Origin of the sequence: Paenibacillus pasadenensis, assembly GCF_002864175.1 — a bacterium.
GTDB lineage: Bacteria > Bacillota > Bacilli > Paenibacillales > Paenibacillaceae > Paenibacillus_O > Paenibacillus_O pasadenensis.
This window is the reverse complement of sequence record NZ_NFEZ01000001.1, coordinates 639,398-664,376: the sequence shown is the minus strand read 5'-3', so window position 1 is coordinate 664,376 and position 24,979 is coordinate 639,398. Positions and strand designations below refer to the sequence as shown.

General features: G+C 62.1%; 22 protein-coding genes. All 22 read right to left on the bottom strand.

The features are described from left to right. Positions 1-33: 33 nt before the first annotated feature. Positions 34-417 (bottom strand): flagellar protein FliT, encoded by a 384-nt coding sequence (gene fliT, locus B8V81_RS24680; protein ID WP_127464451.1) that lies wholly within the window; start codon positions 415-417, stop codon positions 34-36. Beyond that, positions 372-755 carry a flagellar export chaperone FliS gene (gene fliS / locus B8V81_RS02880; RefSeq protein WP_028599012.1) on the bottom strand — a complete coding sequence of 128 codons (384 nt, stop codon included), beginning with the start codon at positions 753-755 and terminating at the stop codon, positions 372-374. Before fliS ends, fliT begins: the two co-directional genes overlap by 46 nt. A gap of 13 nt (positions 756-768) precedes the next feature. Further along, complete coding sequence (fliD, locus tag B8V81_RS02875) at positions 769-2,292, bottom strand: flagellar filament capping protein FliD (protein ID WP_043111320.1); 1,524 nt, start codon at positions 2,290-2,292, stop codon at positions 769-771. Positions 2,293-2,306: 14 nt separating this feature from the next. After that, positions 2,307-2,696, bottom strand: coding sequence for a flagellar protein FlaG (locus B8V81_RS02870; protein ID WP_028599010.1), 390 nt, complete (start codon positions 2,694-2,696; stop codon positions 2,307-2,309). A gap of 497 nt (positions 2,697-3,193) precedes the next feature. Then, the gene (locus tag B8V81_RS02865) at positions 3,194-3,961 is read right to left on the bottom strand and encodes a flagellin N-terminal helical domain-containing protein (protein ID WP_028599009.1); all 768 of its coding nucleotides are present in this window, start codon (positions 3,959-3,961) and stop codon (positions 3,194-3,196) included. Between the two features lie 114 nt (positions 3,962-4,075). Further along, on the bottom strand, positions 4,076-4,321 hold the full coding sequence (csrA, locus tag B8V81_RS02860) for a carbon storage regulator CsrA (RefSeq protein ID WP_028599008.1): 246 nt from the start codon (positions 4,319-4,321) through the stop codon (positions 4,076-4,078). Further along, positions 4,321-4,770 (bottom strand): flagellar assembly protein FliW, encoded by a 450-nt coding sequence (gene fliW / locus B8V81_RS02855; protein WP_180968362.1) that lies wholly within the window; start codon positions 4,768-4,770, stop codon positions 4,321-4,323. Before fliW ends, csrA begins: the two co-directional genes overlap by 1 nt. Positions 4,771-4,895: 125 nt before the next feature. Continuing rightward, positions 4,896-5,468, bottom strand: a complete 573-nt coding sequence (locus B8V81_RS02850) for a DUF6470 family protein (RefSeq protein ID WP_101807641.1) — start codon at positions 5,466-5,468, stop codon at positions 4,896-4,898. A 1-nt stretch (position 5,469) separates the two neighbouring features. Continuing rightward, positions 5,470-6,387 carry a flagellar hook-associated protein FlgL gene (gene flgL, locus B8V81_RS02845; protein ID WP_101807640.1) on the bottom strand — a complete coding sequence of 306 codons (918 nt, stop codon included), beginning with the start codon at positions 6,385-6,387 and terminating at the stop codon, positions 5,470-5,472. A gap of 22 nt (positions 6,388-6,409) precedes the next feature. Beyond that, on the bottom strand, positions 6,410-7,951 hold the full coding sequence (flgK, locus tag B8V81_RS02840) for a flagellar hook-associated protein FlgK (RefSeq protein ID WP_101807639.1): 1,542 nt from the start codon (positions 7,949-7,951) through the stop codon (positions 6,410-6,412). Between the two features lie 15 nt (positions 7,952-7,966). Further along, on the bottom strand, positions 7,967-8,464 hold the full coding sequence (locus tag B8V81_RS02835) for a flagellar protein FlgN (RefSeq protein ID WP_101807638.1): 498 nt from the start codon (positions 8,462-8,464) through the stop codon (positions 7,967-7,969). Between the two features lie 23 nt (positions 8,465-8,487). Beyond that, positions 8,488-8,751 (bottom strand): flagellar biosynthesis anti-sigma factor FlgM, encoded by a 264-nt coding sequence (flgM, locus tag B8V81_RS02830; protein ID WP_101807637.1) that lies wholly within the window; start codon positions 8,749-8,751, stop codon positions 8,488-8,490. Positions 8,752-8,898: 147 nt separating this feature from the next. Next, a complete protein-coding gene (locus tag B8V81_RS02825; protein WP_028599001.1) occupies positions 8,899-9,297 on the bottom strand; it encodes a flagellar protein in 399 nt (132 codons plus the stop codon). A 134-nt stretch (positions 9,298-9,431) separates the two neighbouring features. Next, on the bottom strand, positions 9,432-10,445 hold the full coding sequence (locus B8V81_RS02820) for a ComFC family protein (protein ID WP_052333252.1): 1,014 nt from the start codon (positions 10,443-10,445) through the stop codon (positions 9,432-9,434). 12 nt (positions 10,446-10,457) lie between these two features. Beyond that, entirely contained in the window at positions 10,458-12,497 is a 2,040-nt protein-coding gene (locus B8V81_RS02815) for a helicase-related protein (protein ID WP_101807636.1), read from the bottom strand. 279 nt (positions 12,498-12,776) lie between these two features. After that, the gene (locus tag B8V81_RS02810; RefSeq protein ID WP_101807635.1) at positions 12,777-13,328 is read right to left on the bottom strand and encodes a glycosyltransferase family protein; all 552 of its coding nucleotides are present in this window, start codon (positions 13,326-13,328) and stop codon (positions 12,777-12,779) included. Between the two features lie 388 nt (positions 13,329-13,716). Beyond that, on the bottom strand, positions 13,717-14,445 hold the full coding sequence (locus B8V81_RS02800; protein WP_028598999.1) for a response regulator: 729 nt from the start codon (positions 14,443-14,445) through the stop codon (positions 13,717-13,719). An 8-nt stretch (positions 14,446-14,453) separates the two neighbouring features. Then, positions 14,454-15,620 carry a sensor histidine kinase gene (locus B8V81_RS02795; protein WP_101807633.1) on the bottom strand — a complete coding sequence of 389 codons (1,167 nt, stop codon included), beginning with the start codon at positions 15,618-15,620 and terminating at the stop codon, positions 14,454-14,456. Positions 15,621-15,751: 131 nt separating this feature from the next. Continuing rightward, entirely contained in the window at positions 15,752-18,517 is a 2,766-nt protein-coding gene (locus B8V81_RS02790) for a stalk domain-containing protein (RefSeq protein ID WP_101807632.1), read from the bottom strand. A 200-nt stretch (positions 18,518-18,717) separates the two neighbouring features. Beyond that, entirely contained in the window at positions 18,718-23,091 is a 4,374-nt protein-coding gene (locus B8V81_RS02785) for an Ig-like domain-containing protein (RefSeq protein ID WP_180968361.1), read from the bottom strand. Between the two features lie 153 nt (positions 23,092-23,244). After that, on the bottom strand, positions 23,245-24,450 hold the full coding sequence (metK, locus tag B8V81_RS02780; protein WP_028598995.1) for a methionine adenosyltransferase: 1,206 nt from the start codon (positions 24,448-24,450) through the stop codon (positions 23,245-23,247). Between the two features lie 251 nt (positions 24,451-24,701). Continuing rightward, the gene (locus B8V81_RS02775) at positions 24,702-24,974 is read right to left on the bottom strand and encodes an alpha/beta-type small acid-soluble spore protein (RefSeq protein ID WP_028598994.1); all 273 of its coding nucleotides are present in this window, start codon (positions 24,972-24,974) and stop codon (positions 24,702-24,704) included. Positions 24,975-24,979 lie beyond the last annotated feature (5 nt).

Here is a 24,979-nt window from a genome sequence, read left to right as displayed (position 1 = left end):
GTCCCCGGATCCGTCTCGTTTTTTTGGTTCTAGCTAATTCTTCTTGTCGATAAAGAAGCTCTGGGCCCCGTAACCTTCATAAGCATTCCGGCCTTGTCTGGATTGCTGTATGCGAAGCAGCGTTTCTGCGGCTTCTGTTTTGAGCCGGCTCATATGGTGAAGCAGGAGCTGATCATGAGCTTGCAATCCTCGTATGAGGGCACAATCTTCATCGCTCGCTTCACCCCCTTCTTGGAGGCGTCGCAGCGTCGCCTCGCGCAGATCGATTAAGTTGACAAATTCCTCATAATCCGCCACTGAAGCTCGTGAGAGAAGGGAATCCGTCGCCGTTGCGAGCCGCTTCAGCTCGAACGTCAAGGATACTGATTCGTTCATGCCTGCTTTTGAATGGAAGAGGGGGAAGCGATCTGCTTCCATGCATCCCTGAGCTCCATAAGGTGATGGAGTGCTTCTTCCGCAGGATCAGTCTTTTTATACACGTTGGCTTGTATGAGCTGATGAAGCACGTATTCATAAATCCGAACCAGGTCTTTGGAAATCGGATAAGAAAAATTAAGCGACGCCATCAGCTCGTTGACGATGGCCTCGGCCTTGCAGTAGCCGAGATTCGCTTGTTCGTAATTGTGGATGGCGGTAGCTTCCATGCCTTGTCTGGTAAAGCGAATGGCGCCATCATAAAGCATGAGTACCAGTTGGATCGGCGTGGCTGTCTCGGCGGATCGCTGCTGGTAGGTCTGGTAGGGAGAATAAAGCAAGCCAAATCACTCCTTATACAAAGCTGGAGAAGGACGAGGACTGGGAACTGTAGCGGTTCATCGCGGTTTCCATGGCCGTGAACTGCTTATAATACTGGTTTTCCTTGCGGACCAGATAACTGTTCATATCCGAAATTTTCGTATCCAGAGCTCGAAGCTGCTCGCCTAGAACGGAATTGCTTTTAAAGGTCGAGTTTTTATCGGAGCTGTAGGCGGATGTTCCTGCTTTGTCCGATAATGCCGTCAATGCATCCATCAGCGTCGTGCTCAGACGTTGAAATATGCCGTAGTCCTTATTGGTGGCGATTCCAGTACCAGGCGTAGATGGAGCCGTACTCGGCTTAGCCATGAACAGAGCGATGACTTCGTCGGGGTTGCTCTCGATCATGGAACGCAGCTTGTTCTCGTCCTCGATATAGAGCTTGCCGTGTTCGCTCCATTGGCCAGTCACGATGCCGATGGACTGCCCCGTCAAGATTGGAGAGCCGGATCCCGTATCGACCGTCGAGCTGAGTGAAGTCCTCATGCCCGAGACGAGCGAGCTCAAGGCGGAATCACCTTTAAGCAAGCCGCTTTTGGCCTTGGTCTCCCACAGCGTAATCTCGCTTTCCTTCATGTCCGCTTTTTGTTCCTCGGTAAGCGGAGAGAAGTTGCGGTATCGCTGCTCGTTCAGCTTGCCGTTTACCTTATCAAGGATGGCGTTGTAGTCGGCAATAAATGATTTAAGAGTCGAGACGATCGCATCCGTGTCGACTCGCGAGGAGATGGTGCTTTCTCCGTTCATTCCTGATTCGGCTTTCAAAAGCAGATTGTAGCCGTTGACGCTGATTGTATTTGTCTTAGATGTTTGTACGATTCCATTGACCGTGTAGGAAGCATCCTTGCCCGCAACTTTAACAGGCTTGACAGTCGCGTCGTCAACGATGATGGAATCGGCTTTGACCGTGATGGCTCCCGCTCCGGTTGAATTGCTGCGGAAGGATATCTGTCCGTTGGACCCCACCATGGCAGTAACGTTCAACTCTTTGTCGGCGTTAATTCTAGCCAGCACGTCGCTGACCAGATCCGATTCGGAGAATGCAAAAGATCGGTTGATTGCCCCATTGCCAATTTCAACGGCGGTGCTTTTGGGTGTCGCTCCCGTCTTGTGCAAGTCAGCCATGGTCGTGGCCGGCGTAACAGCCGATGCCCCTGTCTGTCCTAGATAGGTCGCCGATGTCGCAAGGTTGTTGACCGACACGCTTATGGACCCGGATGCGCCGCTGTTGGTTGAAGTAATGGATACGGCTGCCGCATTTCCGGATACCTGCGAAGTTTTGGCGCTCATGGAATTCAGCGTATTGTATTGAGATAGTTTGTTGTTACGGAAATCAACGAGCGATGTGCTGATTTCCCTGAACTGATCTTGCTGCCAGGTCAGGCTGGTCTGATTCTGCTTAAGCTTGTCCAGCTTGGTTCGTTCCGCCTTCATCAGCTGCTTGACGATGGCATCAATATCAAGACCTGAGCTGAAGCCCGAAATGCGTACCCCTGCCATGATTCTGCCCCTTTCTAAATCCGGGTATCGACGAGCAGACCCGCGATTTCCATTAATTTTGCCGCTACATCCAGCGTTTTTTCTGGGGGAACCTCGCGTATAAGTTCGTTTGTATCCTTGTTTAAGACTTTAATCATAATAGCATTTGTTTCTTTGTGGACAGAGAACTCTACTTTTGTATGAGGGCCTTCCATGGCTTTGATGGCTCGATCAACCGCTTTAATCTTCTGCTCGTCCGAGACGGTAGGCTTGATTCCCCGCAGTTCGGCAAGCCGAAGCGCATCAGTCGTATTGATGACCATCGACTTGTCAATTCCTTCTCTGGACGGCGCCGAAGCTGTCGTCACGGATGACTGCATCATGCTGTTGTTCATGGACGGATAGGCGGATACGTTCATGGACATGGCTTTTGCTCCTTTAAAGGACTCGTATAAGAATGTATCGGTTGTTCTTTTCGTCAACATAATAGCTGAAGCTAGCATTAACAACGCCTCGCTCATTTTATAGCCCCGTATTTCATTGTCAAAAGGCACTTCATATACAATTAAATCATCGGACTATTCGAATTGCATTTCATGGGACCTAGCGATTATCTTTGTCCACAGAAACAGGTTCTCTGACCTAGAATGGCGTTTCATGAACGACGACTTGCGGCGCATGAAGCGAGACGGCTTTTGAGACCTCAGGGATGTTCGTCGAGGCTAGCAGTCGGGCTATTTGCTATTTCTATTCCTCTTGCTCCTTGCCGAATTGATTTGCACTTCACGATGATTGCGTTTCATTCAACGCGGCAAGCAGAAGAGGAATGCGCAGTTTATTCTTTGCTTGGGCTATGCCCTTAATGGTAAGGAAAAGAGACCTTAGAGCGAGTCTAAGGTCTCTACAGACGGAGCTTCTACTCTTAGCGAAGCAGGGACAGAACGCCTTGCGGAGCGGAGTTCGCTTGCGCCAGCATCGATTGCGAAGCTTGCAGAAGGATATTGTTCTTCGTGAGTTGAACCATTTCCTTCGCCATGTCGGTGTCACGAATGCGCGACTCGGAAGCCGTAAGGTTTTCCGTGGTCGTGCCCAAGTTGTTGGAAGTGTACTCCAGACGGTTTTGAACTGCACCCAGCTTGCCGCGCTCGGTAGCAACAGCCGAGATGGCGTCGTTGATGCTGGTCAACGTAGCAGCCGAGGTCAAAGCCCCGAAAGAAGTCGTCGTAATAGAACCGATCGTAATCAGCGTGCCTTTGTCGTCCGTCACGATGCCCGCGCCGGTCGTGATGCTCTTGCCGTTGAACGTCGTATTCGTGAGGATGTTGCTGATTTGGGAGGAGAGAGCCGTCAGTTCCTCGCCGATGTTGCTCTTATCGGAGTCCTGGTAGGTTCCGTTGGACTTCTGGATGTTCAGCTCTTTCATGCGCGTCAGCATGGCGGAAACTTCGTTCAGAGCGCCCTCAGCCGTTTGGACGAAGGAGATGCCATCTTGCGTGTTGCGCTGAGCTTGCTCCAGGCCGCGGATCTGGCCGCGCATGTTCTCGGAGATGGACAGGCCGGCAGCGTCGTCAGCAGCGCGGTTGATGCGCAGGCCGGAGGACAGCTTTTCCATGTTCTTGCTGGAAGCCGTTTGGTTCAGGCCCATGTTACGGTGCGTATTTACGGCGGAAATGTTGTGGTTGATAATCATGATTGAGTTCCTCCCTGAATTTGAGTGTTAGCCCACTTCCTTGTGGTAAATCAGCTGCAGGTCGGCCGCCCTTAGCTGATCTAACCTATATATCGGGAGGATTTCGGCTTTTGTTTATAGCGATTTCGGTAAATTTAGCGATTGGAATTGATTTCTCAGGTCAGCGATGGAGACGGCCTGCTGGACCGCGCCGCGGTTCGTATCGGCGATCTCCTGGTACAGCTCCTTGCGCAGAATGGTGACATCCCGAGGAGCGGAGATGCCGAGCTTGATGCCGTCGCTGCCGACCTCCAGCACGGTCAGCTCGATATCCGGCCCGATAAGGATCGATTCGCCCTTGCGACGTCCGAGCACAAGCATCAGGATTCCTCCTTTCCGGCGGAAAGGGAAGGCTGCATCAAGCCATGGCGGGTCGCATAAGAGGTTCCTTCCAGAATGACTTGAGCCGCTTCCCCTGTGCGCACGTTGAAAACGATCGGAGCGATCAGGTTGAGCGTCGCGCCTGCAAGATCCCCTTGGATGCTGACGATGTTGAGCACCCGCACGTCCTCGATCTGCCGCAGGTCCAGCTCCTTTTCCGCCTGCTCGGGCAGCTTGAACTCATAGTCCGGATAAAAGGAGAACGGATCGGCCGCGACAAAAGCGAGTCCTCCCTCCTCCAGCGATTGAAGGTGGAACAGCGGGCTTTCCTCGACCGGAATGAGCGCGTACCGCTTGCATTCCGGAAAGCCGGGGATTCCCGACGGAAACGTGTAGATTTCCTTGTCGCGAACGTCAAGCGGACCGAAGCGGGCCGTTTCAATGATCATAAGATTCCACTCTCCTATTGAATTCATCAAGGGCGGGACAAAAAAGAAAGAGCAACAAAATCGTTGATCCGATTTTATCGCTCTTTTCCTAGAGGGTGCAACGTCGGCTTCACGCGGGCAGGCGATCATGCCTGCAATTCAACCAGCGGCGGAGGCGTGACGATGACCTTGGGGTACTGCGTGACGGTATACTGCACCGAGCCTCGCGCATAATCGACCTGCGGCCGATGCGTCTGCACCTGGATGTCGACATCGCCCGGAGTCAGGCTGATATCCGGCTTGCGGACCTCGACGCTGATCCGGGTGTTGAACAGCGACGCCGGTCCGAATACCTGCCGTGGAGCCCGCTCGCGGAACGCTTCGGAAAGCGCGACGTCGGGAAGCGGGTCGCTCTTGGCCTGCAGATCGGCGATCTGCCGCCACTTTTGAATCGTGCGGGCGGCATGCTGCTGCATGACGGCTGGCGTATCCGAATAGATCCGCTGCGTGAACGCCTCCGGCTTGCCGCCGTTGATGGCGTTCCATGTGGCCGTCTGGTCGATCTGCAGCACCGGCCGATGAGGCTGGACGTCGAGCGACGGGCGCGTCGTCTGCACGCTCACCTCCGCGCGCGGCTGCCGGATGTCGACCTGGGCTTTGCGGGACTGGATGTCCAGGCGGATCGGCTGCGACTCGATCTGGAGCTGCGGCAGCCTCATGCTAGTTCAGAAAATTGACGAGCGAAGGCTGGATGATCTTGGCGCCGACCGACAGCGAAGCCTGGTAGATGTTTTGGCTGACGGTGGAGTCCAGGAACAGCTTCTCGACATCGGCATCCTCCGTCTTGGACTGCAGCGCCGTCAGGCTCACGTTCAGGTCGGTCAGACGGTTGCCCATCAGCTCGGTGCGGTTCGTACGCGCTCCGTTCTCCGCGCGGGCGGAAATGACCTTGTTTAGCCGGCTCTTGATGCTCTCCAGCTCCGCTCCGACGCCGGAGTAGTTGGCCGTGGACAGCGCCGTGGACAGCCGATCGAAGATGGAGAAGACGTTGTCCGTCGTTCCTGCGGCATCCGCCTCGCCGAATATGGAGGATGCATGGAGATTGACGTTCATCGTAATCGATTCGCTGATGGCGTAAGTGACGTCGGAGGCATCCGCGGCGACCGCCTTGGCGTCGAAGCCGGCGGCTCCGGTGTCGAACGGCTTCCGGTCGAACATCTGCCCGGCAAAGACATACTTGCCGTTGAAGCTGCTGTTGGCGATGTCGAGCATCTGGTTTTTCAGCTCGCCGATCTCTTTGTTGATGGCATCAAGGGAGCTCTGGGTATTCGTGCCTGTCGAGCCCTGGGTGGCAAGCGTCGTGAGCCGCTGCAGGATCTCTCCCGCCTGATTCAGCTGGCTGTCGTTGAAATCAAGCCACGACTGCGCCGAGGCGACGTTGCTCTGGTACTGCGTATTGGCGGATAGATCCGAACGGTAGCGGAGGCCGTAGGTGATGCCGACCGGATCGTCGGACGCCTTGTTGATCTTGCGTCCGGTCGCGATCTGGTCCTGCTGGGTCGACATCCGGTTCAGGTTCGTATTGAGGTTGCTCATCAGCTGGGCGTGCATCATGCCCTGGGTGACGCGAAGAGCCATCTAGTTCATCTCCCTTGCGCGGTTAGCGGCCGACTTGGCCGGTTCCGTTGATCAGCTTCTCCAGCAGCTCGTCCATCGTCGTCATGAACCGGGCCGCGGCGTTGTAGGCATTTTGGAATTTGATCATGTCGGACATCTCCTCGTCCGTGGAGACGCCGCTGACGGACTGGCGGCTGCTGTTTGCCTGGTCCACCATCGCGGTGGCATTGGCGTACTGGCGCTTGGCCTCCTGGGACTGGACGCCGACCTGACCGACGATCGCGTTGTAATAGCTGCCGATCGTAGCCGAGGATACGGCCCCTCCGGTGGAGGTCAGATCCATCGTGAACGCTTTGTCCTTGGCTTCGCCCAGGAGCAGCGCGAGCGTATTGTTGCCCTTGACGACGGTCGAGACGCCGGCGGCGTCGGTCGTCGTGCGCATGGAGCTGGCGATCAGGTTGGAATCGGCGCTGATCGCCGGGTTGAGCCGGATGCTGCCGGCCGTAATGCCCGCAGCGCCGCCTGCGGCGTCGAAGGTGAAGAAGTCGAGACCGGCTGTCGCCGGCTGCTGCAGCGTATAGCCGAGCTTATGAAGGCCGTTGATGCCTTGCACGGTCATGACCGTATCCGCGGCCAGCGGCACCGTCGTGCCCGGCAGCACGGAGCCTTTCGGCACCGTCACCTGGAATTCGCCGTTCGCCAGCGTATTGGCCAGCTGATCGAGCTTGGAGAGCAGTCCGCGGACGTTCGTGTCGCGCGACTTGAAGGTGCCGTGGATCTCTCCCCCGCTCAGATCGCCTCCTTGATAGGCGGCCTCGAGCGCCGCCCCGGTCAGCGTCTCGGCAGCCGTCCCGTCGACGAGGCTCATGTTGCCCATGTTGATGACGTAGCCGTCGTCCGTCTCCGTCACGGTAACGTTGACGAGCTTGGACAGCTCGTCCGTCAGCAGGTCGCGACGGTCGCGCAAGTCGTTGGCGTTGTCGCCCAGCCCTTCCATGCGCTTGATCTGGCCGTTGAGATCGGCGATCGAGCTGAGCAGCGAGCTGGCCTGCGTCGCCTTGGTGTCGGCGCTGCCGGTCAGGTCGGCATCGAGATCGGTCAGCTGGCGGCTAAGCTGGTTGAAGGAGTCCGTCAGGGCGACCGCCGTCTGCCGGACGATCTGGCGATTGGTGATGTTCTCCGGATCCTTGCTCAGATCGGACCAGGACGACCAGAATTTCTCCATCAGGGTGCGGATGCCCGTATCGGAAGGCTCGTTGATGACCTTCTCGAGCTTGTCGAGCGTCTCGGCTTGGATCTGCCAGCTGCCCTGGTACTTGCTCTCGCTCCGGTACTGGTCGTCGAGGAACGCGGTACGGATGCGGTTGATGGAGGACGCCTCCACGCCTGAGCCGAGCTGGCCTGCTGCCGTCGAGTGGGAGAAGCCGTACGGCTCCATCGGCGTCGCGGCGCTCATGCTGACGCGCTGCCGGGTGTAGCCGGCGGTATTCGCGTTGGAAATATTATGGCCGACGGTGTTCAATGCCGTCTGCTGGGTAAACAGACTCCGCTTGGCGGTTTCGATGCCGTGAAACGTGGATGCCATGGGGGCGGTCCTCCTCTAGCCTTTTCTGTCGAACATGCCCGCCTTGACGGCTCCGGCCGGATGCAGCTGCGGGTGCACATAGGTGTAATCGTCATAGGGAGCATCCGCCGTTAGCTCCAGCGAGAAATCAATGAACTCCAGCGACTGCTTCGTGAGGGCAAGGTTGTGCTCGTTGCGCTGCCGGACGTCCTCGAGAAGCTGAGTCAGCTCCTGCTGAAGCTCGGACAGCCGCTGCTTCTCCTCCGGCGAGTTGACCGTGCGGATGAGGTCGCTGAGCTTGCCGCTGCGAAGGCGCAGCTGGAGCTTGGAGAAATGGATGTTGACCAGCATCTGCCGGCGCACTTCGAGCTCCTCGGCGCGTCTTGCCAGCTTGCGCTCCTTCATCAGGAGGGCGCTGAGGGCGTCGACGTCCCCTTTTACCAGCACCGGCGTCTTGGCGATGGCCAGCTCCAGCAGCTCGCGGTACAGGCCGCTCTGCTGCGCGAGCGTCTCGATCAGATCCTGTATGGTCATTCATCCCATCCGTTCTCCGTAGATTAGTTCAGGTAATCCCACAGCTTGTCGGCGATCTTGCCGGCATCGACACGGTACGTGCCCGCGGCCACTTCGTTCTTCAGCTCTTGGATGCGCTGCTTGCGCTCGGCGCTTTCGGGCTGGCGGCTGGCTAACATGGCTTTGGCCTCCTCGGAGATCTGCACCTGGTCGGTTTTTCGGGTACGGGCGCTCTCCGAAACCCGCGCTTCGCTCTGCTTCTGGTATGTGTGGACAGGCTGAACCCTGCCGGTATCGTTTATCTTCAAGTCGTTTCACCTCGATTGGGTTGGCCTGGCTGCGGCCTAAGCTGCTCTGACCCTATTATCGGCCCTTCGGAAACCTTTGTTTATAGAGCAGCCGGACTATTTGTCAAGTCCTATATTTATCGATTAAACAAGAATTTTGTCTCATACTCAAGTCTTATCTTTAATTCGATAGGCTTTTTGAACTGCCTGACGGCGCTCCTCTTCTTCCTCCGCATCCTTCAGCCGCTTCACTTCGCCCCGCAGCCGCTGGCGGCAGGAGTCGCACATATGGTCCTCCCGGATCAGGATGCCGCACACTTCGCAAGGATAGCTGAGGCTTGGCGCATCCATGAGGGAGATGCGTCCTTCCTTGATGAACTTCGTAATCTGACGGATCGCTACGCCCGTCTGCTCGGACAGCTCATGAATCGCGGCGCCGCGATTTTTGCGCAGGTAGTCGCAGCAAGCCTCGTATTCGCGGTCGATCTCCCGAATGCATGCCGGACATACCTCGCGGAAGTTTTTGGCGAACAGCTTGCCGCAGCGCGGACAATTGTCCAGGTTCATAGGACCAGTTCCTTTCCGTTTCCCGTTCTACTCCTTCTATTATCGGCGGAGATGCGGCGGTTTTGGAGATGAAAGGAGAGCGAATGTTCTTCCAGCGCAGGGAAGAGAAGGGAAAACAAAAAAAAAGGCGCCGCTCACGCGCGCGCCCAGGTCAGGCCGTACAGATCGATCGGCACGGGCGAGCAGCGCTGCAGCGCAAGCGCGCAATGGTCCATTGTGCCTCCCGTCGTATAGATGTCGTCCACGACCAGCAGCCGCAGCGGCCTCCGGCGTTCCGGGTCCCGCGCGGCGAGCAGCCGAAGGATCCCGGCCGCTTCCGGCGCCGCCTCGAACAGCCCCTCGGCCGCGATCAGCCGCTCCCTCCTCGTCTTGGCGCTCATCTTGCCGCGCTCCTCCTTGCGCTCGAGCAGCGGCCTCGCCGTCAGCCCGGCGCGGACGGCGAGCGAGGCGGCCAGACGCTCCGCCTGGTTGAAGCCCCGCTCGGCGAGCCGCTGCCGGCTGACCGGCACGGATGTGACGAGATCGAACGGCTCCTTTCCTTTTCGCGCGTCGGGGTCCAGCCGGTCCGACAGCCTGCCGGTCAGCCGGTCCGCGAGCCGCAGCTCCGCGGCCAGCGCGGCATAGGCCGGGAGCAGCATGTCGGCCAGCCAAGGCTGAAGCGCCTCCTCGCCCCGGTACTTGTAGCGGGCGAGCAGCTGGCGCATCTCCAGCGTATACCGGACGGCGCTGCGGCTGCGGATGAAGCCCGCCGAGGTTCGGCGGCAGCAGTCGCCGCAAGAATCCGGACGGCCGCATACCTGGCATTGGATGCGCAGGATCCAAGGAATCGAGCTGCGGCAGGAGCCGCAGACGCTGTCGCTCCAGGAGCGGGGCAGCTCCTCCGGCAGGCCGGCAAGAGACGTCCGGCTGGGAGCGAAGCCTCTCCCGCAAAGCCCGCAAGCGGAGCGGGCAGGTGCCAGCAGCCCCAGCAGCCCGCGAAGCGCCTTTGACGGCCATGTGGGGCTTGCCAGCGGATAGAGCCGCGCCGGGCCCTCTCCTTCTTCCCGCTCGGAAAGCCGCAGGAATCGATCATCGGCAGCGGGCTCTCCGGAACGCTTCGGAGGACGCGTCTCGGAAAGGAGCGCGCCGCCGGCAGGTTGCATCGTCATGTGGATCACTCCTTAAAAGGTAGAATGGAAGCGTCGGGATGAAGCCGATCCAGACAGGAGATAGCCCGCTTTGCGCGCCGCCCGGTTCATGAGCCGGATCTGGCGGATCGCCCTTTTTTGCGAGGCGCTGGGCGAGGCGGCCGCGAACCAGACGAAGCCCTGCGGATCGGCGGCGGATCTTCCCGCCCGGCCTGCCGACTGGACGAGCGAAGCTTCGTCGAAGATGCGGGAGTCGGCGTCGAGAATGAACACGTCGCTGACCGGGATCGTCACTCCCCGCTCCAGGATTGTCGTGGTGACGAGCACCCGAAGCTGCTTCTGCCGGAAGCGGACGACCTTGTCCGCTCGCTCGGGGTCCTGCGAATGCGTCGCCGCCACCTCGCCCCGATCGGAGAAGAGCTTGCGGATGAGCCGGGCGACCGGCTCCGCCGACCGGATGGCGGGGACAAAGACGAACAGCTGCGCGCCGCGATCGAGAGAACGGGCCATCGCCTGCCGCAGCGAGGACGGCATGCGGCCGGCAGCCGCCATGCCGAGAGCGGACGGCGTCCGCAGCAGGCGCGGCACGGGCAGCGGATGGCGGTGGTAGCGCACCGGCACCTTGGCATGCGGCAGCCGGCCGAGCCGCGCGAGCCGCTGCAGCGACGGAGGCGGCGTAGCCGTCAGCAGCACGGTGCGCGAGCCTGCGGCGCCGCTGCGCGCTGCCGCCTCGTGCAGCATCGCGTCGCCCGCGAACGGAAACGCGTCGAGCTCGTCGAGCACGATCAGGTCGAACGACTCGCGAAAGCGCAGCAGCTGATGCGTCGTGGCAAGCGTGAGCCGCCCGTCCTCCTCGCGCTGCGGACTGCCGCCGTACAGCGTGACGGGCGGCGTGTCGGGAAAGGCGCGGCGCAATCGCGGCTCGAGCTCGAGCACGACATCCCGGCGCGGCGTCGCGACGAGCGCTCGGCCGCCTCGGCTCAGCACGGATTCGAGCAGCGGAAAGATCATCTCGGTCTTGCCCGCGCCGGTAACCGCCCAGAGCAGGAAGGACGGATGCGGCTCTGCCGGCTTGTGACGGCGCGTCCGCCGGAATAAGCGGCCGGCAGCGGCTGCGGCGCCGCGATGAAGAGGCGGCAGGCGAAGCAAGCCGGCGGACGGCAAAGCCGCGCGCATGAGCGCGGCCAGCCGCGGCCGCAGGCCGAGAGCGGGAGGCGGCTGCAGCGGCCGCTCGAGAAAGGCGAGCGCCGAGGCTGCCGCGGCGCTCTGCGCGGGGCTGAGCCCCCAGCGGCGCAGCCGTTCTGCCGCGGGGGGCAGCTGCTCGGGCGGGGCAAGCCCTGCTCCGCCCCGCCCGGCCTGTGCCGGCATGCCGAGCACGAGCAGCCCGCATTCGCGGCTGCGGCCCAGCGCCAGGCAGGCCTGGCAGCTCGCGCAGCGGCTGCTCCCGCACGCGCCGCAGGCCGTGCGCAGCAGCTGCGCCTCGCCGCTGCCGCAGCCGCAGGCCGCGCTCGGGAGCCGCGAGGCGCGCGGCCGGCAGCGCCGCCTAGCGCTAGCCGCTGCGTCCGCGCGGCGCGCTAGCCCGCTGCGCCGCCGCGCAGCGGCAGCGGCGCGCGCGCGCGCGGCGTAGCGCGCGCACGCCGCCGCGCGCCGCGGCTGCCGCTCCGTGACGCCATCGCCGCCGTACGGGCGGTTCCCGGACCGTACGTACGTCGGGCACCCGCGCGCGCCAGGCGGCGCAGCGCCTCCGCCCTCCGGCAGGCGCAGCGGCGCCGCGCCTCCCGGCGCGGCAGGCCGGCTCGCGCGCAGGAGCTGCTCGCGACAAGCGGCTCCTGCCGGCACCGGCCCATGCCGGTTCCAGCTCGCCGCAGCCTCATAGGCCGCCCCCAGCGGCAAGGGCGCGCCGCATACGAGCATCGCCTCCGCCGGCCGAGGAGGCGATGCTCCCGCTTCCTTCGCGGCCTCCGCCGCCCATTCGGCGTCAAGCCGCCACAGCCGGTCGACTTCCGCGTCCAGCGTCGCGGAAGCCAGCCAGCCTTTGTCGGCATCCAAATATAGATACAGCGTCGCTTTCACTTAACGCCTCCTCCTGCCCGCCGCTGCGGGCAGCCCGGCCGGACAACGAAAAAAAAAGCACACCCTCAGACGGTTTCCCGCCGAGGGTGTGCTTCACCCGCGCCTTTCATATGACATCAGTATACCTGTCTCGGCGCACGGCTGCAAGCAAAGCTTCGTCGCTCCGCATCTGCGCCTTCTTCCCGTCGCGTCTGCACGCTCGAATTCCCGCCGTCCCTCCTGTCGCCGAGAAACGCGCTCCCGCAAGACCCGACGCTCTACGGTCCGCTGCCGCCGACTTCAAAAAGGAAGCTTGCTCCAGTCCTCGTCGCTTTTCATGTCGATGAGGATCGGCTGATCAAGTTCGCTGACGATGCCCGAGGCGCGCAGCGACCAAAGGATCTGCTCGCGGCCTTTGCGCGGCTCCGAATCGGCCTTTCGCCCTGCCGGCGGCGAGTCCATGCTTTCCGCGGCGGACAGCCCGGCTTCCCCCGGCCGCTCCGCATCCGGCGAGCCGGCCCGCCATGCTTCCGCTTCCCGGACCGCGCTCTCGCCGTCCGCCGCGCGCTCCAGCCCGACCCACTGGATCGAGCCGTTCCAGCGGCGCACGATCTCGGCCGTTCCGTCCTGCGAGCCCTGGTCCCAGACGGTGATCTTCACCGGAATGCCGGATTTCCGCGCATGCGACTGCAGCGAGCGCAGGCAGTGCTCGATGACCGTCTCGTCGTCCCGGGTCAACAAGATGAAATGGCTCTCCGACTGCGGCCGCCTGGATGCTCTTCTCCAGAAAAGGTGGACCGTTGCCACGGCCGCTCCGTAACAGGCGATGACGCCGATCAAGATTTCGTACATCCCGTCTCCTCCTCTGCCAGCCGAAGCGAGAGCGCCGGGCCGATCCGCCCTTTCGCGCCGGCGCTCCGGAGCCTGATACGGTACCGTATGCCGAAGGCAGCCTAGGCGTTACGGCGAGGAGGCTTCATGGCGTCATGAGCGCAGCTCCGTCCTTTCGTTCCCGAGCGCATGCCAAAAAAAACGAGCCTCCGGAATCGCTCCCGGGGCTCGTACGCGAAGGGCCGCAGCCCTTCTTCTTTTTTCACCGCTTGCGCTTCAGCTGCTTCGCGCCGAAGCGTCCTTGCTATGTAGCTTTCGCGCTTGCGCCCGAAGCCGCTTGGATCCGTCCGGGCCGGGCTCCGGCCTGCGCTCGCCCGCCTCGGACGAGCCGCCTCTCGCTCGTCTCGCGCTAGAGCGTGACCCAGCCGTACTTGATGGAGTTGATGACGGCTTGCGTGCGGTCGTCGACTTCCATCTTTTGCAGGATGCTGGAGACGTGGTTCTTGACGGTCTTCTCGCTGATGAACAGGAACTCCCCGATCATCTTGTTGCTCTTGCCCTCCGCCATCAGGCGAAGCACCTCGGCCTCGCGGCGGGTGAGCGGGTTGTTCTCGCCGGCGACGAACTTCACGCCGGTCTCGCGTCCGGCCGCCGCCCCGGTGCCGGCGCCCATCTCGTCGAGGTAGGTCATTCGGCGCAGCTGGTTGATCAGCTTGCCGGTCACCTTCGGATGGATATAGGCATGGCCCTGCACGACGGAGCGGATCGCGTTGATGAGCGACTCCGCCTCCATGTCCTTGAGCAGATAGCCGGTCGCTCCCTTGCGAAGCGTCTCGAAGACGTAGCTCTCGTCGTCATGGAGCGAGAGGATGATGACCTTGATGTGCGGGAACAGGTCCCGCAGCCGCTCGGTCGCGACGACGCCGTTCTCGATCGGCATATTGATGTCCATGAGCACGACTTCCGGCTGTTGCTGATTGCAGAACTCCAGAACCTGAATTCCGTCGCTGCATTCCCCGATCACTTCCAGGTCGTCTTCCATGTTGAGAATTCGCTTGAGGCCTTCCCGGAAAAGCTGATGATCGTCGGCAATCAGCAGCTTGATCTTGCGCTTGCCTCCTGCTGCGTTCAGGTCCATATGCATTGCTACTCCTTTCGCTGATCCACGCCTGTCGGGATATGGATCGTGATCTTGGTGCCCTGGCCGCTGGACGATTCGAGCTCCAGCCGGCCTTCCAGCAGCTCGACGCGCTCGCGCATCCCCATCAGGCCAAAATGAGAGTTGATCTTGGCTCTGGACTCGATGAGCTCGGCGTCGAAGCCGATCCCGTTATCCTGGACGGCGATCTTCACCATCTGCGACTGGTAGGTCAGCTCCAACGAAACGTAGCTGGCGCTGGCATGCTTCATCGCATTCGTGAACGCCTCTTGAACCAGACGGTAGATGCCCGCCTCCATGGCCGAAGGGAGGCGGATTTCCCGCCCGATCGTCTCGAACACCGTATGAATTCGTGTTTTTTCCTCAAAATCCTGCACATACTTACGCAAAGTGGGAACAAGTCCTAAATCATCTAGCGCCATCGGTCGCAAATTGAATATAATCTTGCGGATTTCTTCTAGTCCTGACCGGACCTGCGCCTTTAAGTCTACTAATTCGTGCTGCACCATCTGAAATTCCTGCTTTACCAGCATTCTTTCTGCAATTTCTGTCCGCAGCACGAGGTTGGCCAGCGACTGCGCCGGGCCGTCGTGAATCTCCCGGGCAATGCGCTTGCGCTCCTCCTCCTGCGCCAGAATGATCTTGAGGCCGATCAGCTGGCGGTTTTTGGCGGACTCCAAAATGCGGGTCACCTGCGTCAGATCGCCGGCCAAATACTCCAGCACGACGTTGATCTGAGAGTGGATCGTCTCGGCCCGCTCGACCGAGCTCTCGACGTTTTTCACCCGCTTCTGCAGGTCGTCGCGGCGCGCCTTGAGATAGGTCTCCTTCTCGCGGTACACCATCAGGTCGAGCTGCAGCTGGGTCGCCCTTTCATAGGCGTTCTTGATGTCTTCCTCTTTATAGCGCACGAAGTCGCGGCTCACCTCGGTCAGCCGGATGCGGGCAAGCCGATACTCCATCTCCAGCTTGTCGACCTTGTCGATCGTCTGGACGGTATCCTGGAGCACCTGGTTCAGCTCCTGCTCGAGCGTAAGCATCTCCTTGCGCGCGGATTCGCAGATTTCATAGATCTGGTATTTGCTGTCCTCCATGACCTGGATCGCGTTTTTGATGACCCGGTCGATATCCACAATGCGATTGTCCACCTGCATCACAGCTGCCTTTCTGTAGCTGGATAATCCTGCATAAGCGACGAAATGGCGCTGCTGTCCCTTAGGACGGCAGCGCCTCGCGTCAGCAGGTCACTCTCTATCATACCATAGGCTCCCTGCGAGGAAGTCTATCATTCGACGGTAATCCGCTTAGTCGCGCCGTCCCATTTTACGGATAGTCCCATCTGCTCAGAGACGACGCGGATCGGGACCAAAGTCCTTCCTCCGCGTTCGATCGGAGCGGCCGGAGCCGCCGCGCGGACGCCGTTTACGACCAGATCCTTGCTGCCGATGACGAGCTCCAGCAGCTTGACCCCTCTCAGCACGGAGACGCGCTTCGACGCCGCCTCGTAATCGACCGTGCTGCCGAGCGAGCTCGCGACAAAGCGCAGCGGCAAGTACGTCACGCCGTCCTTGATATAAGGAGCGGAATCGAGAGCGGTCGTCTTGCCGTCGATCATCGCGGTCTTGCTGCCGGCCCTCATCTCGATCTTCGCTTTGGCCGGCTCCGGCACCGACGTCGGAGCGTCGACGGAGACGTTGTCGAAAGCGATCGTGCCCGCCGCCGCGCGCTCGTCCGCGCCGTCCTTGAGGCTCGCGACGTAAAGGCGGGTCAGCTTGACCGGATATTTCACCGCCGTGCCCGACTCCGACAGCGGCACCTTGATCGTGCGCCAGCCGGTCCAGTCGACCGCCTTGGACAGCGTGAGCAGATGCTTCGCGCCGGCGGCGTCCGTCAGCTCGGCGCGCGCCCAGTTCAGGCTGGCGTCGCCGAACACATCGACGGAGAGCGAGGTCGGCTGCTCGTCGATCGGGACGCCGGCTCCGAACGAGGCATAAGCCGCGCGCGTATCGGTCGAGCCGCTCGTGAAATCGTAGCCGAGGCTCAGCGCGCCGGTGCCGTTTTCCGCGGCCAGTCCGCTCGTCAGCTGGGCGGAGCCTGTCACCCCGGCGGTCGAGGTGAAGGAGAAGGCCGGCTGGAGCTTGTCGAAGTCGGCCAGCTGCCGGCTGCCGCTTCCCTTGGCGAGCGTCAGGAGCGCGGAGAAGCCGTCATAGCGGGCGATGGCATATCCGACCTGCGCGCCCTCAGACACGCTCTGCACCGTCAGCTTGTCGCCGCTGCGGGCCGCCGTGAAGCCGCGGAACTCCCACTTGACCGCCTCGGAAGGCAAGGTGTAGGTTCCGCCGTCCTTGAGCGTCGCCGTCACCGGCACGTCCAGCTGCGTGCCCGCCTCGAGCGCGCCTTGGGCGGTGCCGATCTTCAGCGACTGAATCGCGTCCGAGCCCACGACGACGACCGGCAGCTTGTCCGTCGCCGAGCCGGATTTGACAGTGATCGAGCCGGTTCCCGTCTTGGACGCGGTGAACGTATTGCCGCTCCAGCTGCCCGCGATGCCTTGGGCGCTCCAGCTCGCGCCGAGGCCTGCCGGATCGAGCGGATTGTAGTATTGATCGTACGCCTTGAGCTCGTACGCGGCCGACTGCCCGAGGAACAGCACGCCCGAGCCGCTCGCCTTGATGCCCTTGATCGCGCCCTGCGGCGCGGACGTGAACACGCCGAGCCCGTTGGACACCTGGCGCATCGTCGTCCCGTATTCCGTCGGATGGCCGAGCTGCAGGCCGAATTCGCCGAGCGGACGAGCGACCATCGTCGTCGAGCCGCCGCCGTCGAAGTTGACCGCCTTGCTGACGCCGAGCTCGACGAGCACCGACTGCAGCTCCGCGAGCGTCAGTCCGGAGCTGCTGCCGTTGTCCTCGGCCGTGACGAGATACACGGTGCGTCCGTCCGCTGAATAGCCGCCTGCCGTACGCGAGCGCGCGGATGAGCCGCTGATCGAGGAGACGCTGCGGGAGAACGCCGCTGCCTTGCCGTTCTCGACGAGAATCGTATGGCCGCCGACCATCGTCTCGAAGCTGGCCGGATCGACCGTCTGCTGCGTCGTCAGCGACTGCAGCCGATAGTCGGCGCTGACCGGCTGGCCGATCTGCAGATGCTCCCGCACGTAAGCGGCCGCCGTACCGTGCGCGCGCAGGATGAAGCCGTCCGCCGGAGGCGTCGTCTGGAGCGCGGAGCCCTCCGAGATCTGCTGCACGACGCCGCCTTGCACGAGCACCTCCGTAGGGGTGGCGTAGCTCGCCCCCGCAGGACGGCTCGCCTCTGTCCAGGCGCTCGTGTACAGATAGAGGGCGTTCGCATGCGAGTAGCCTTTGGTCGGAAACTCCGTGGTGTAGGAGGACTGGTTCATGCCGCTGAGCGCGAACGTCGAGCCGTCCCCGGCCGTCACGCTGCCTTGGAAGGCGTAGCGGTCGATGACCGCCTTGCGGTCCTTGGTGACGCCGAACATGTACATGCCGGTCAGCTGCATCGGACTGACGAGCAGCGATCCGCCGCTGATCTGCGCGCCCATCGGCGCTCCGTCGGAGGAGGCCGTCTGGAAATAGTCGGCATTGATGCCGGCGACCGCGCCGGCGTTCTTGGCCATGTTCAGCACGCTGCTGCGGCCGGTGACGACGCCCTGCTTTCCGTTGATGGCGTTCAGGCTCACATGCGGATCGTTCAGGTCGATCTTGATGACATGGATATTGGACTGGACGGATGCGCCGCTGCGCGTTCCTTTCCAGAGGTAGTCGATGCGCTGGGCGCCGGAGGTGATCATTTCCTGGCTGACGACCGTCAGCTTGGAGCTGGCGGCTTCGGCCCGGCCGACGGGAGACAGGATGCTCATCGCTCCGGGCAGCTGCGGCGCGAGCGCGGCCAGAGGCTGGATGACGAGCGCGGCTCCAAGCGTGCTTACGAGCACGCGGCGGACGAAGACGCCTCGCGGCGACTTCCGCTCCGGAGACGGGGCGGCGGCTCGGACGTCGTTGCGGCGGTTGATGCGGCTTGCCTGTTTCATATGAAATGCAGCTCTCCTATCTGTTTGCCTTCATTCGATTGGTCTAGCACACGAATGAATAGACTTCCAGAATAGAGAAAAGTTACGAGGCGATAGAATAGTCTTTTCACCTTTGCGAGGTTGAATGTCTTTTTCTATGAAAATAGCAAAAGCCGGCCTGCTGCCAGGCCGGCGGAAAAACAAGTCACAGTAGAGATCGCCTAGACGTCGATCATGTTCAGGTACTGCAGCATGCGCTTGATCATGACGACAGCCTCCGCTCTCGTCGCCTTGCCGGCCGGAACGAATTGATCCGCCGTCTGGCCGTTCAGCACGCCGATGTAGACCGCCTTGGCCGCGTAGCTCTTGGCCCAGCTGCCGATCTTGCCGCGATCCTTGAACTTCTCGAGGTAGTTCTGCTCCTGCTGAGGCGGGATGATCTTCATCTCCGCCGCTTCGACGGCGCGGATGATCATCGCGGCCATCTCCTGGCGGGAAACCGGATCATTCGGCCGGAACTGGCCGCTTGCGCCCTCGACGATGCCGGCGGCGGAGGCGGCGCCGATATAGGCGGCAGCCGCGCCGAGCCCGCTCGTATCGCGGTAGGCCGAGGAGGCGGCGGCCGTATTGCCCTTCAGGCCGAGCGCGCGCGAGACGAATTCGGCGAACTCCGCGCGGGTGATCGTCTTTTTCGGCTCGAACGAGCTGTTCGTGCGCGGACGCACGATCGCCTTGGCGGCCAGCGTCGAGATGTCGTTCTTGGCCCAGTGGCCGGCAATGTCGCTCAGCACCGCGCTGCCCCTGGCGATTACGAAGACGCCGCCGTCCCGGTGCTTCAGCACGACAGCCGAGCCGCTGCCCGCGCTCTGCGTCTTGGTCGGGACATAGCTCATCAGGCTCGTCTCCGGATCGTAGAAGACGCCTGCGGCCTGCGCCGCCGGAATGACGGACGCGGAGCGGAGCGTCGTCGTCATCATCCGCTTGAGGCCGCTGTAGGCGACCTTGGTCGTGCTGCTGCCGCTGACGAGCGACAGGTCGATGCTGATCGGCCCGGCCAGCAGGCTGGCGCTGGCGCGGCTCATCGCGAACTGCAGCGTGCCGGCCAGCGAGCTTGCGCTCGTATCGAGCGAGAGCAGCAGATAGCCGGTCGTGCCGCCCGCATTGAGCAGCTTGGCGGTTTTTTCATAATCGATCGCCTGCAAAGGAAGCTCCACGGTCAGCGTATCGAATTGGATCTCGAAGGAAGCGTTGCTGGCGCTCATCATCTGCTGCAGAGTGGCCAGCGGGAGAGCGACCAGCCCTGCCTTGTTCGTATCCGGCACCTGGAAGCTCACCTTGGACTGGCCGGCGGCGCGCGCGGCCTGGTAAGCGGCCGCCAGCCGCTCGTTGAGCACCGTATAGCGGGTCGCGACGCGGCCGGCCGGGGAGACGTCCGGGCTGGTCGAAACGTCCAGCTCCGTCAGCTGGCCCAGAGCCTTGCTGCCCGTGCCGCCTCCGGCGCCGCTGCCGGAGCCGTCGCTTGCGCCGAGGTTGGCGATCGCGACGGAGGAGAGCGCCGCCGCCGCATCGCCGCCCGCCAGGCGCAGCGGATTGTAGGTCGGCGGGCTGTACGTCAGCGTCAGCGTCTGTCCCGGCGCGACCGAGCTGCCCAGCAGCAGCGTGACGACGGAGCCGGAGACGCTTACGCTGGACACCGGGATGAGCGTGCCGCCGGCGCGGAACGAAAACTGGGACGGCCCCGGCACGGCGGCCGGATCCAGCGGCATGCTGTACAGCAGCGTCACGGCCGCGCCGGAGGCGCTGCCCGACAGGAACACCGGATAAGTGCCGCTGACGCCCGCCTCGCGGTTGCTGAAGCTTTCGGCCGGATTGCCCGCCAGATCGGCGAGCGGAGGCACGCCCTGGACGTAGCTCACCTTGACCGACGTGCCGGCCGTCAGCGAGCTCGCCAGCGTCAGGATAAGCTTGTTGCCTTCCACGGAGACGCCGCTGATGCTCATCGAGCTCGTGCCGCTCAGGACGGCGAACTGGCTGCGCAGCGGCAGCAGCGATCCGTTCAGTCCTTCGTTGTACGTCAAGGTGACCTTGCTGCCTGCTGCGGCCACGCCGGTGAGCACCGGCCGGCTCGTATCGAGCAGGTTCTGGATATAGGCGCCGCTGAATGCCGCCAGCAGGTTGCCCGACTGGTCCATGACCGGATTCGTGCCAGGCGCATAGTTGATGTAGGCGCCGCCCTCGCCGCCTGCCGCCGAGGCCAGCTTGAACGTCAGCACGTTGCCGTTAACGGCCGGCTCGCTGAGCGAATGGTAGCGATCGTTGACATAAAGGGCGAACTGCGAAGCCCAGTCCGCCTTCGCGGCGCCGAGCGCGTCGCTGAACGTCAGCCGCAGCTGGCTCCCCGCCACGCTGCCTCCGGTCAGCTTGGGCTGAGCCGCCGAAGCATCGTAGGTCGCCTGGCGGCCGGAGAATCCGGCCGCTCGAGCTCCGCCAAGGCCGCGGATTGCCCGCATGCTGCCAGGATCGGTCGGAGCGGTATAAGCGACGGTCACCTTCTGCCCGTTCAGAATGCCGCTGCGCAGCTCGAGCACGACCGTATTGCCCGAAACGCTCGCCTGGCTGATCTCACGCGCCGCGGAAGCATCGTTGACCGTCACGTAGAAGCTCGCGGGATAAGGCACCGCTGACGAATCGAGCTCATTGTCGTAGGTAAGGCGAATCTTGGACGGGCTTAGCATCTCGACCTTGCTGAGCGCGGGCGCCGCTGTCGTGGCGCGCAGCGTCTTGAATCGCCATTGGTACTCGTTGAGGATGCCGCCGAAGCCGTTGCCGGCTGCATCGCGGATGCTGTTCACGCCGATCTCCATGTAGTATTCCCCGCCGCCGGGCAGCGGCGCGTCCGGACGGATGACGACCGTATCCGGCCGATCGGCCGTCACTTGAGCTTTGACCGTGTACGTATCGGACGAGCCGGCTTTATGGATCAGAATCTGGTAGCCGTCGCTCAACCGCACCGGTTCCGTGAACACCGCCTCGAACGCGGCAATCGTCGAGACCGAGTCGCTGCCGCTCGCCGGACGCAGCGTCAGGACGGACGGCGGCGTCCAGTCGCGGGTCGCCGTGAAGCTCCATGCCGAGCTCCCTGCCAGGCCGGCATAAGCCGTGCCCGCCGCGTCGCGGATCGCCTGCGTGCCGATCTCGACATAGTAGCGCGCTCCTTCCTGGAAGGAGATGCGCGGATCGATCGCGATGCGGCTGCTGCCGAAGCCCGCGACCTGCTCGGACGTGACCGGGATCGTCGCGACGATCGCCGAGTCCTGGGCGCTGCGGAGGACGAAGCTGCCCGTGCCCGGGTAGACCGCGCGGTCGAAGCTCATCGCCAGCTTGCTGTCCCCCGCGGCGATCGTCTCGCCGTTGCCGGGAGACAGGCCGGTCAGCGACGGCCCCTTGCTGTCGCTGACCGCGCGGGTCGTGAACGTCCACGCCGCCGCGTCGCGGATGCCGGCGAACAGCAGGTCGCCGCTGCGGAATGCGGCGGCATCGACCAGCACATAATAAGCGGTGCTGCCGGCGAGGCCGTTATGCGGGAGGATCGCGCTCCTCCCGTCATCGGCGTATCTCAGCTGATCCGCCGTCCAGCTTTGGACCGTGCTGTTGTCGGATACCTTCTTGAGCTCGATGCGCTTAGGCGCGGCGGAGCTGCTGTTCGGGCTGACCGGCTTGTCGAAGACGAGCTTCAGCTCCGTCCGGACGTCCACGCCTTGGGTGCCATTTGTCGGATTCATCCCCGTCACCCCGATCGGCGAAGCCGCCGTCCGGAAGCTCCAGCCGATCGATCCGGAGCGGTTGCCCGAGCCGTCCTGGAACAGGCCAGCCGGAGCGCTCACCGTATATGACTGGCTCGGCAGCAAGCCGTTTGGCGGCGCGATCGACAGAACGTTCGTCCCCCCGCCGCTGACCAGCGTCGAGGTGATGCCGATCGGCACGCTGTCTCCGGTCGAGGCGTTCGTCAGTTGCAGGAAGCCCGCAGCCGGGAACACCGCTTCGTTGAACGTAATGCGCAGCGCCGAAAAGACCGACGCGTCCCCTTGGCCGGAGCCCGGGCTATAGTCCGTCGCAACAGGCGCGGAGGTATCCGGCTCGGCTGCAGTGAAATTCCACTCCGTCGCGCTCGAGATGCCGGCGAAAGCGCCGCTGCCGGACTGGCTGACGAAGCTGCCGCTGTCGATCAGCACATAATAGGACTGCCTCGCCTCGAACGGACGCTCCGGCTGGATCGTCACGAGGGACGAGTTGGACGGATCGACCGTCACCCGGCTGTCCGAGACGGCGTAGCGCCCCCATTCGGAGTTGTCCGCAACCTTGCGGATCGAGATGACGGCCGCCCCGTTGCCTTTCAAGACCGGCTCGTCGAAATAGAGCGAAAGCCTGGCGTTCGCCGGCGCCGCCGCAGCGTCGTCGGCCGGATATTTGCCTGCTGCGACCGGCCCCCCTTGGGCCGCGTACGCGGTGCCTGCCGTCAATCCGGCTGCAGGCAAAGCCGTGTGCGCCAGTACAAGCAGAGCGACGATTCCTTTCAACCACAATCGTTTTCCCACGACCATTTTCCACTCCCCGATTGAACATTCGTAGTTACTTTGTCGGTCGCTGCGCAGGGAATGTTTAGGAAAAATGGAGAAAGCGATAGCATCTGAACGCAAAAAAGCCCCTGCTCCATGAAATGGAGACAGAGGCTCTGCTTGCAATCTTGCTTAGACCAGCGCTTCCTGCTTGAGCAGGGAAGCCTTGTCCACGCGCTCCCACGGAAGATCGATGTCCGTACGGCCGAAGTGGCCGTAGGCAGCGGTCTTGCCGTAGATCGGACGACGCAGGTCCAGCATCTTGATGATGCCGGCCGGGCGCAGGTCGAAGTTGGCGCGGATGAGCTCCACGAGCTTCTCCTCGGCCACTTTGCCCGTACCGTAGGTGTCGACGTTGATCGAAACCGGGTTGGCTACGCCGATCGCGTAAGCCAGCTGGATCTCGCACTTGTCGGCCAGGCCAGCGGCAACGATGTTCTTGGCCACATAGCGGGCTGCGTAAGCGGCGGAACGGTCGACCTTCGTCGGATCCTTGCCGGAGAATGCGCCGCCGCCATGACGAGCGTAGCCGCCGTAGGTGTCGACGATGATTTTGCGGCCGGTCAAGCCGGCATCGCCTTGAGGACCGCCGATGACGAAACGGCCCGTCGGATTGATGAAGTATTTCGTCTCTGCGTCAAGCCATTCAGCCGGCACGGCCGGAGCGATGACATGCTCGCGGATATCCTTTTGAATCTGCTCCAACGTCGCCTTCTCGTCATGCTGCGTGGAGACGACGATCGTATCGACGCGGACCGGCTTGCCGTTCTCGTCGTATTCGATCGTGACTTGCGTCTTGCCGTCCGGACGGAGGTAGTCGAGGGTGCCGTTCTTGCGCACTTCCGCCAGACGGCGGGCGATGCGGTGCGACAGCGCGATCGGCAGCGGCATCAGCTCCGGCGTCTCGTTCGTCGCGAAGCCGAACATGAGGCCTTGGTCGCCGGCGCCGATGTCTTCGTTTTCCTGATGGACGTCTTTGCCCTCACGCGTCTCGATCGCGGCGTTGACGCCTTGAGCGATGTCGGCCGACTGCTCGTTGAGCGAGGTCAGCACGGCGCAGGTCGTAGAGTCGAAGCCGTACTTGGCGCGGGTATAGCCGATTTCCTTGATCGTGCGGCGCGCGATCGCGGAGATGTCGACATAGTCCGCGCGGCTGCTGATCTCGCCGATGACGAGTACGAGACCGGTCGCTACGGATACCTCGCAAGCTACGCGGGCATGGGGATCCACTTCAAGGAAAGCGTCGAGAACTGCGTCAGAAATCTGGTCGCATATTTTATCGGGATGGCCTTCCGTTACGGATTCCGAAGTAAACAGGTGTCTTCCTTTAAGGGACAAGCTGATCGACCTCCTAGAACCATGGAATGAGAAAAGGATGATGTCTTAACAAAAAATCAACCTTTTCCCATTGGAAAAGGTCGGGTAGACAACTCTTCTAGGACACTATGATAGCCCAACTGTCGGATCGTGTCAATGGACGGAATCCCTTGCCGGATCCTGGTTCTAAGGACTCGAGCGGCAAGTGCGGCAAGGCGGGTTCAGCTGTGAACAGATCGTGAACTCGCCTTGCCTCTCACCGAAATTCCCGCTTACAGGCCAAGCATCGACTGCTCGGCTTTGGCGACCAGACGTTTCGTAATTTCGCCGCCGACCGAGCCGGCTTGGCGAGTCGCCAGCGACGACCAGTGGATCGAGCCAGGAGCGGATGCCGGTCCGGATGCGCCGAGCTCGCCAGCAAATTCCGTATCCGCAGAGCCAGGAGCCGGTGCGGAGTACAAGCCCAGCTCGCCGGCGATTTCATATTTCATCTGATTGAGCATTTCCTTGCATGCAGGGACGACGACGCGGTTTGTCTTTGCCATTGCAC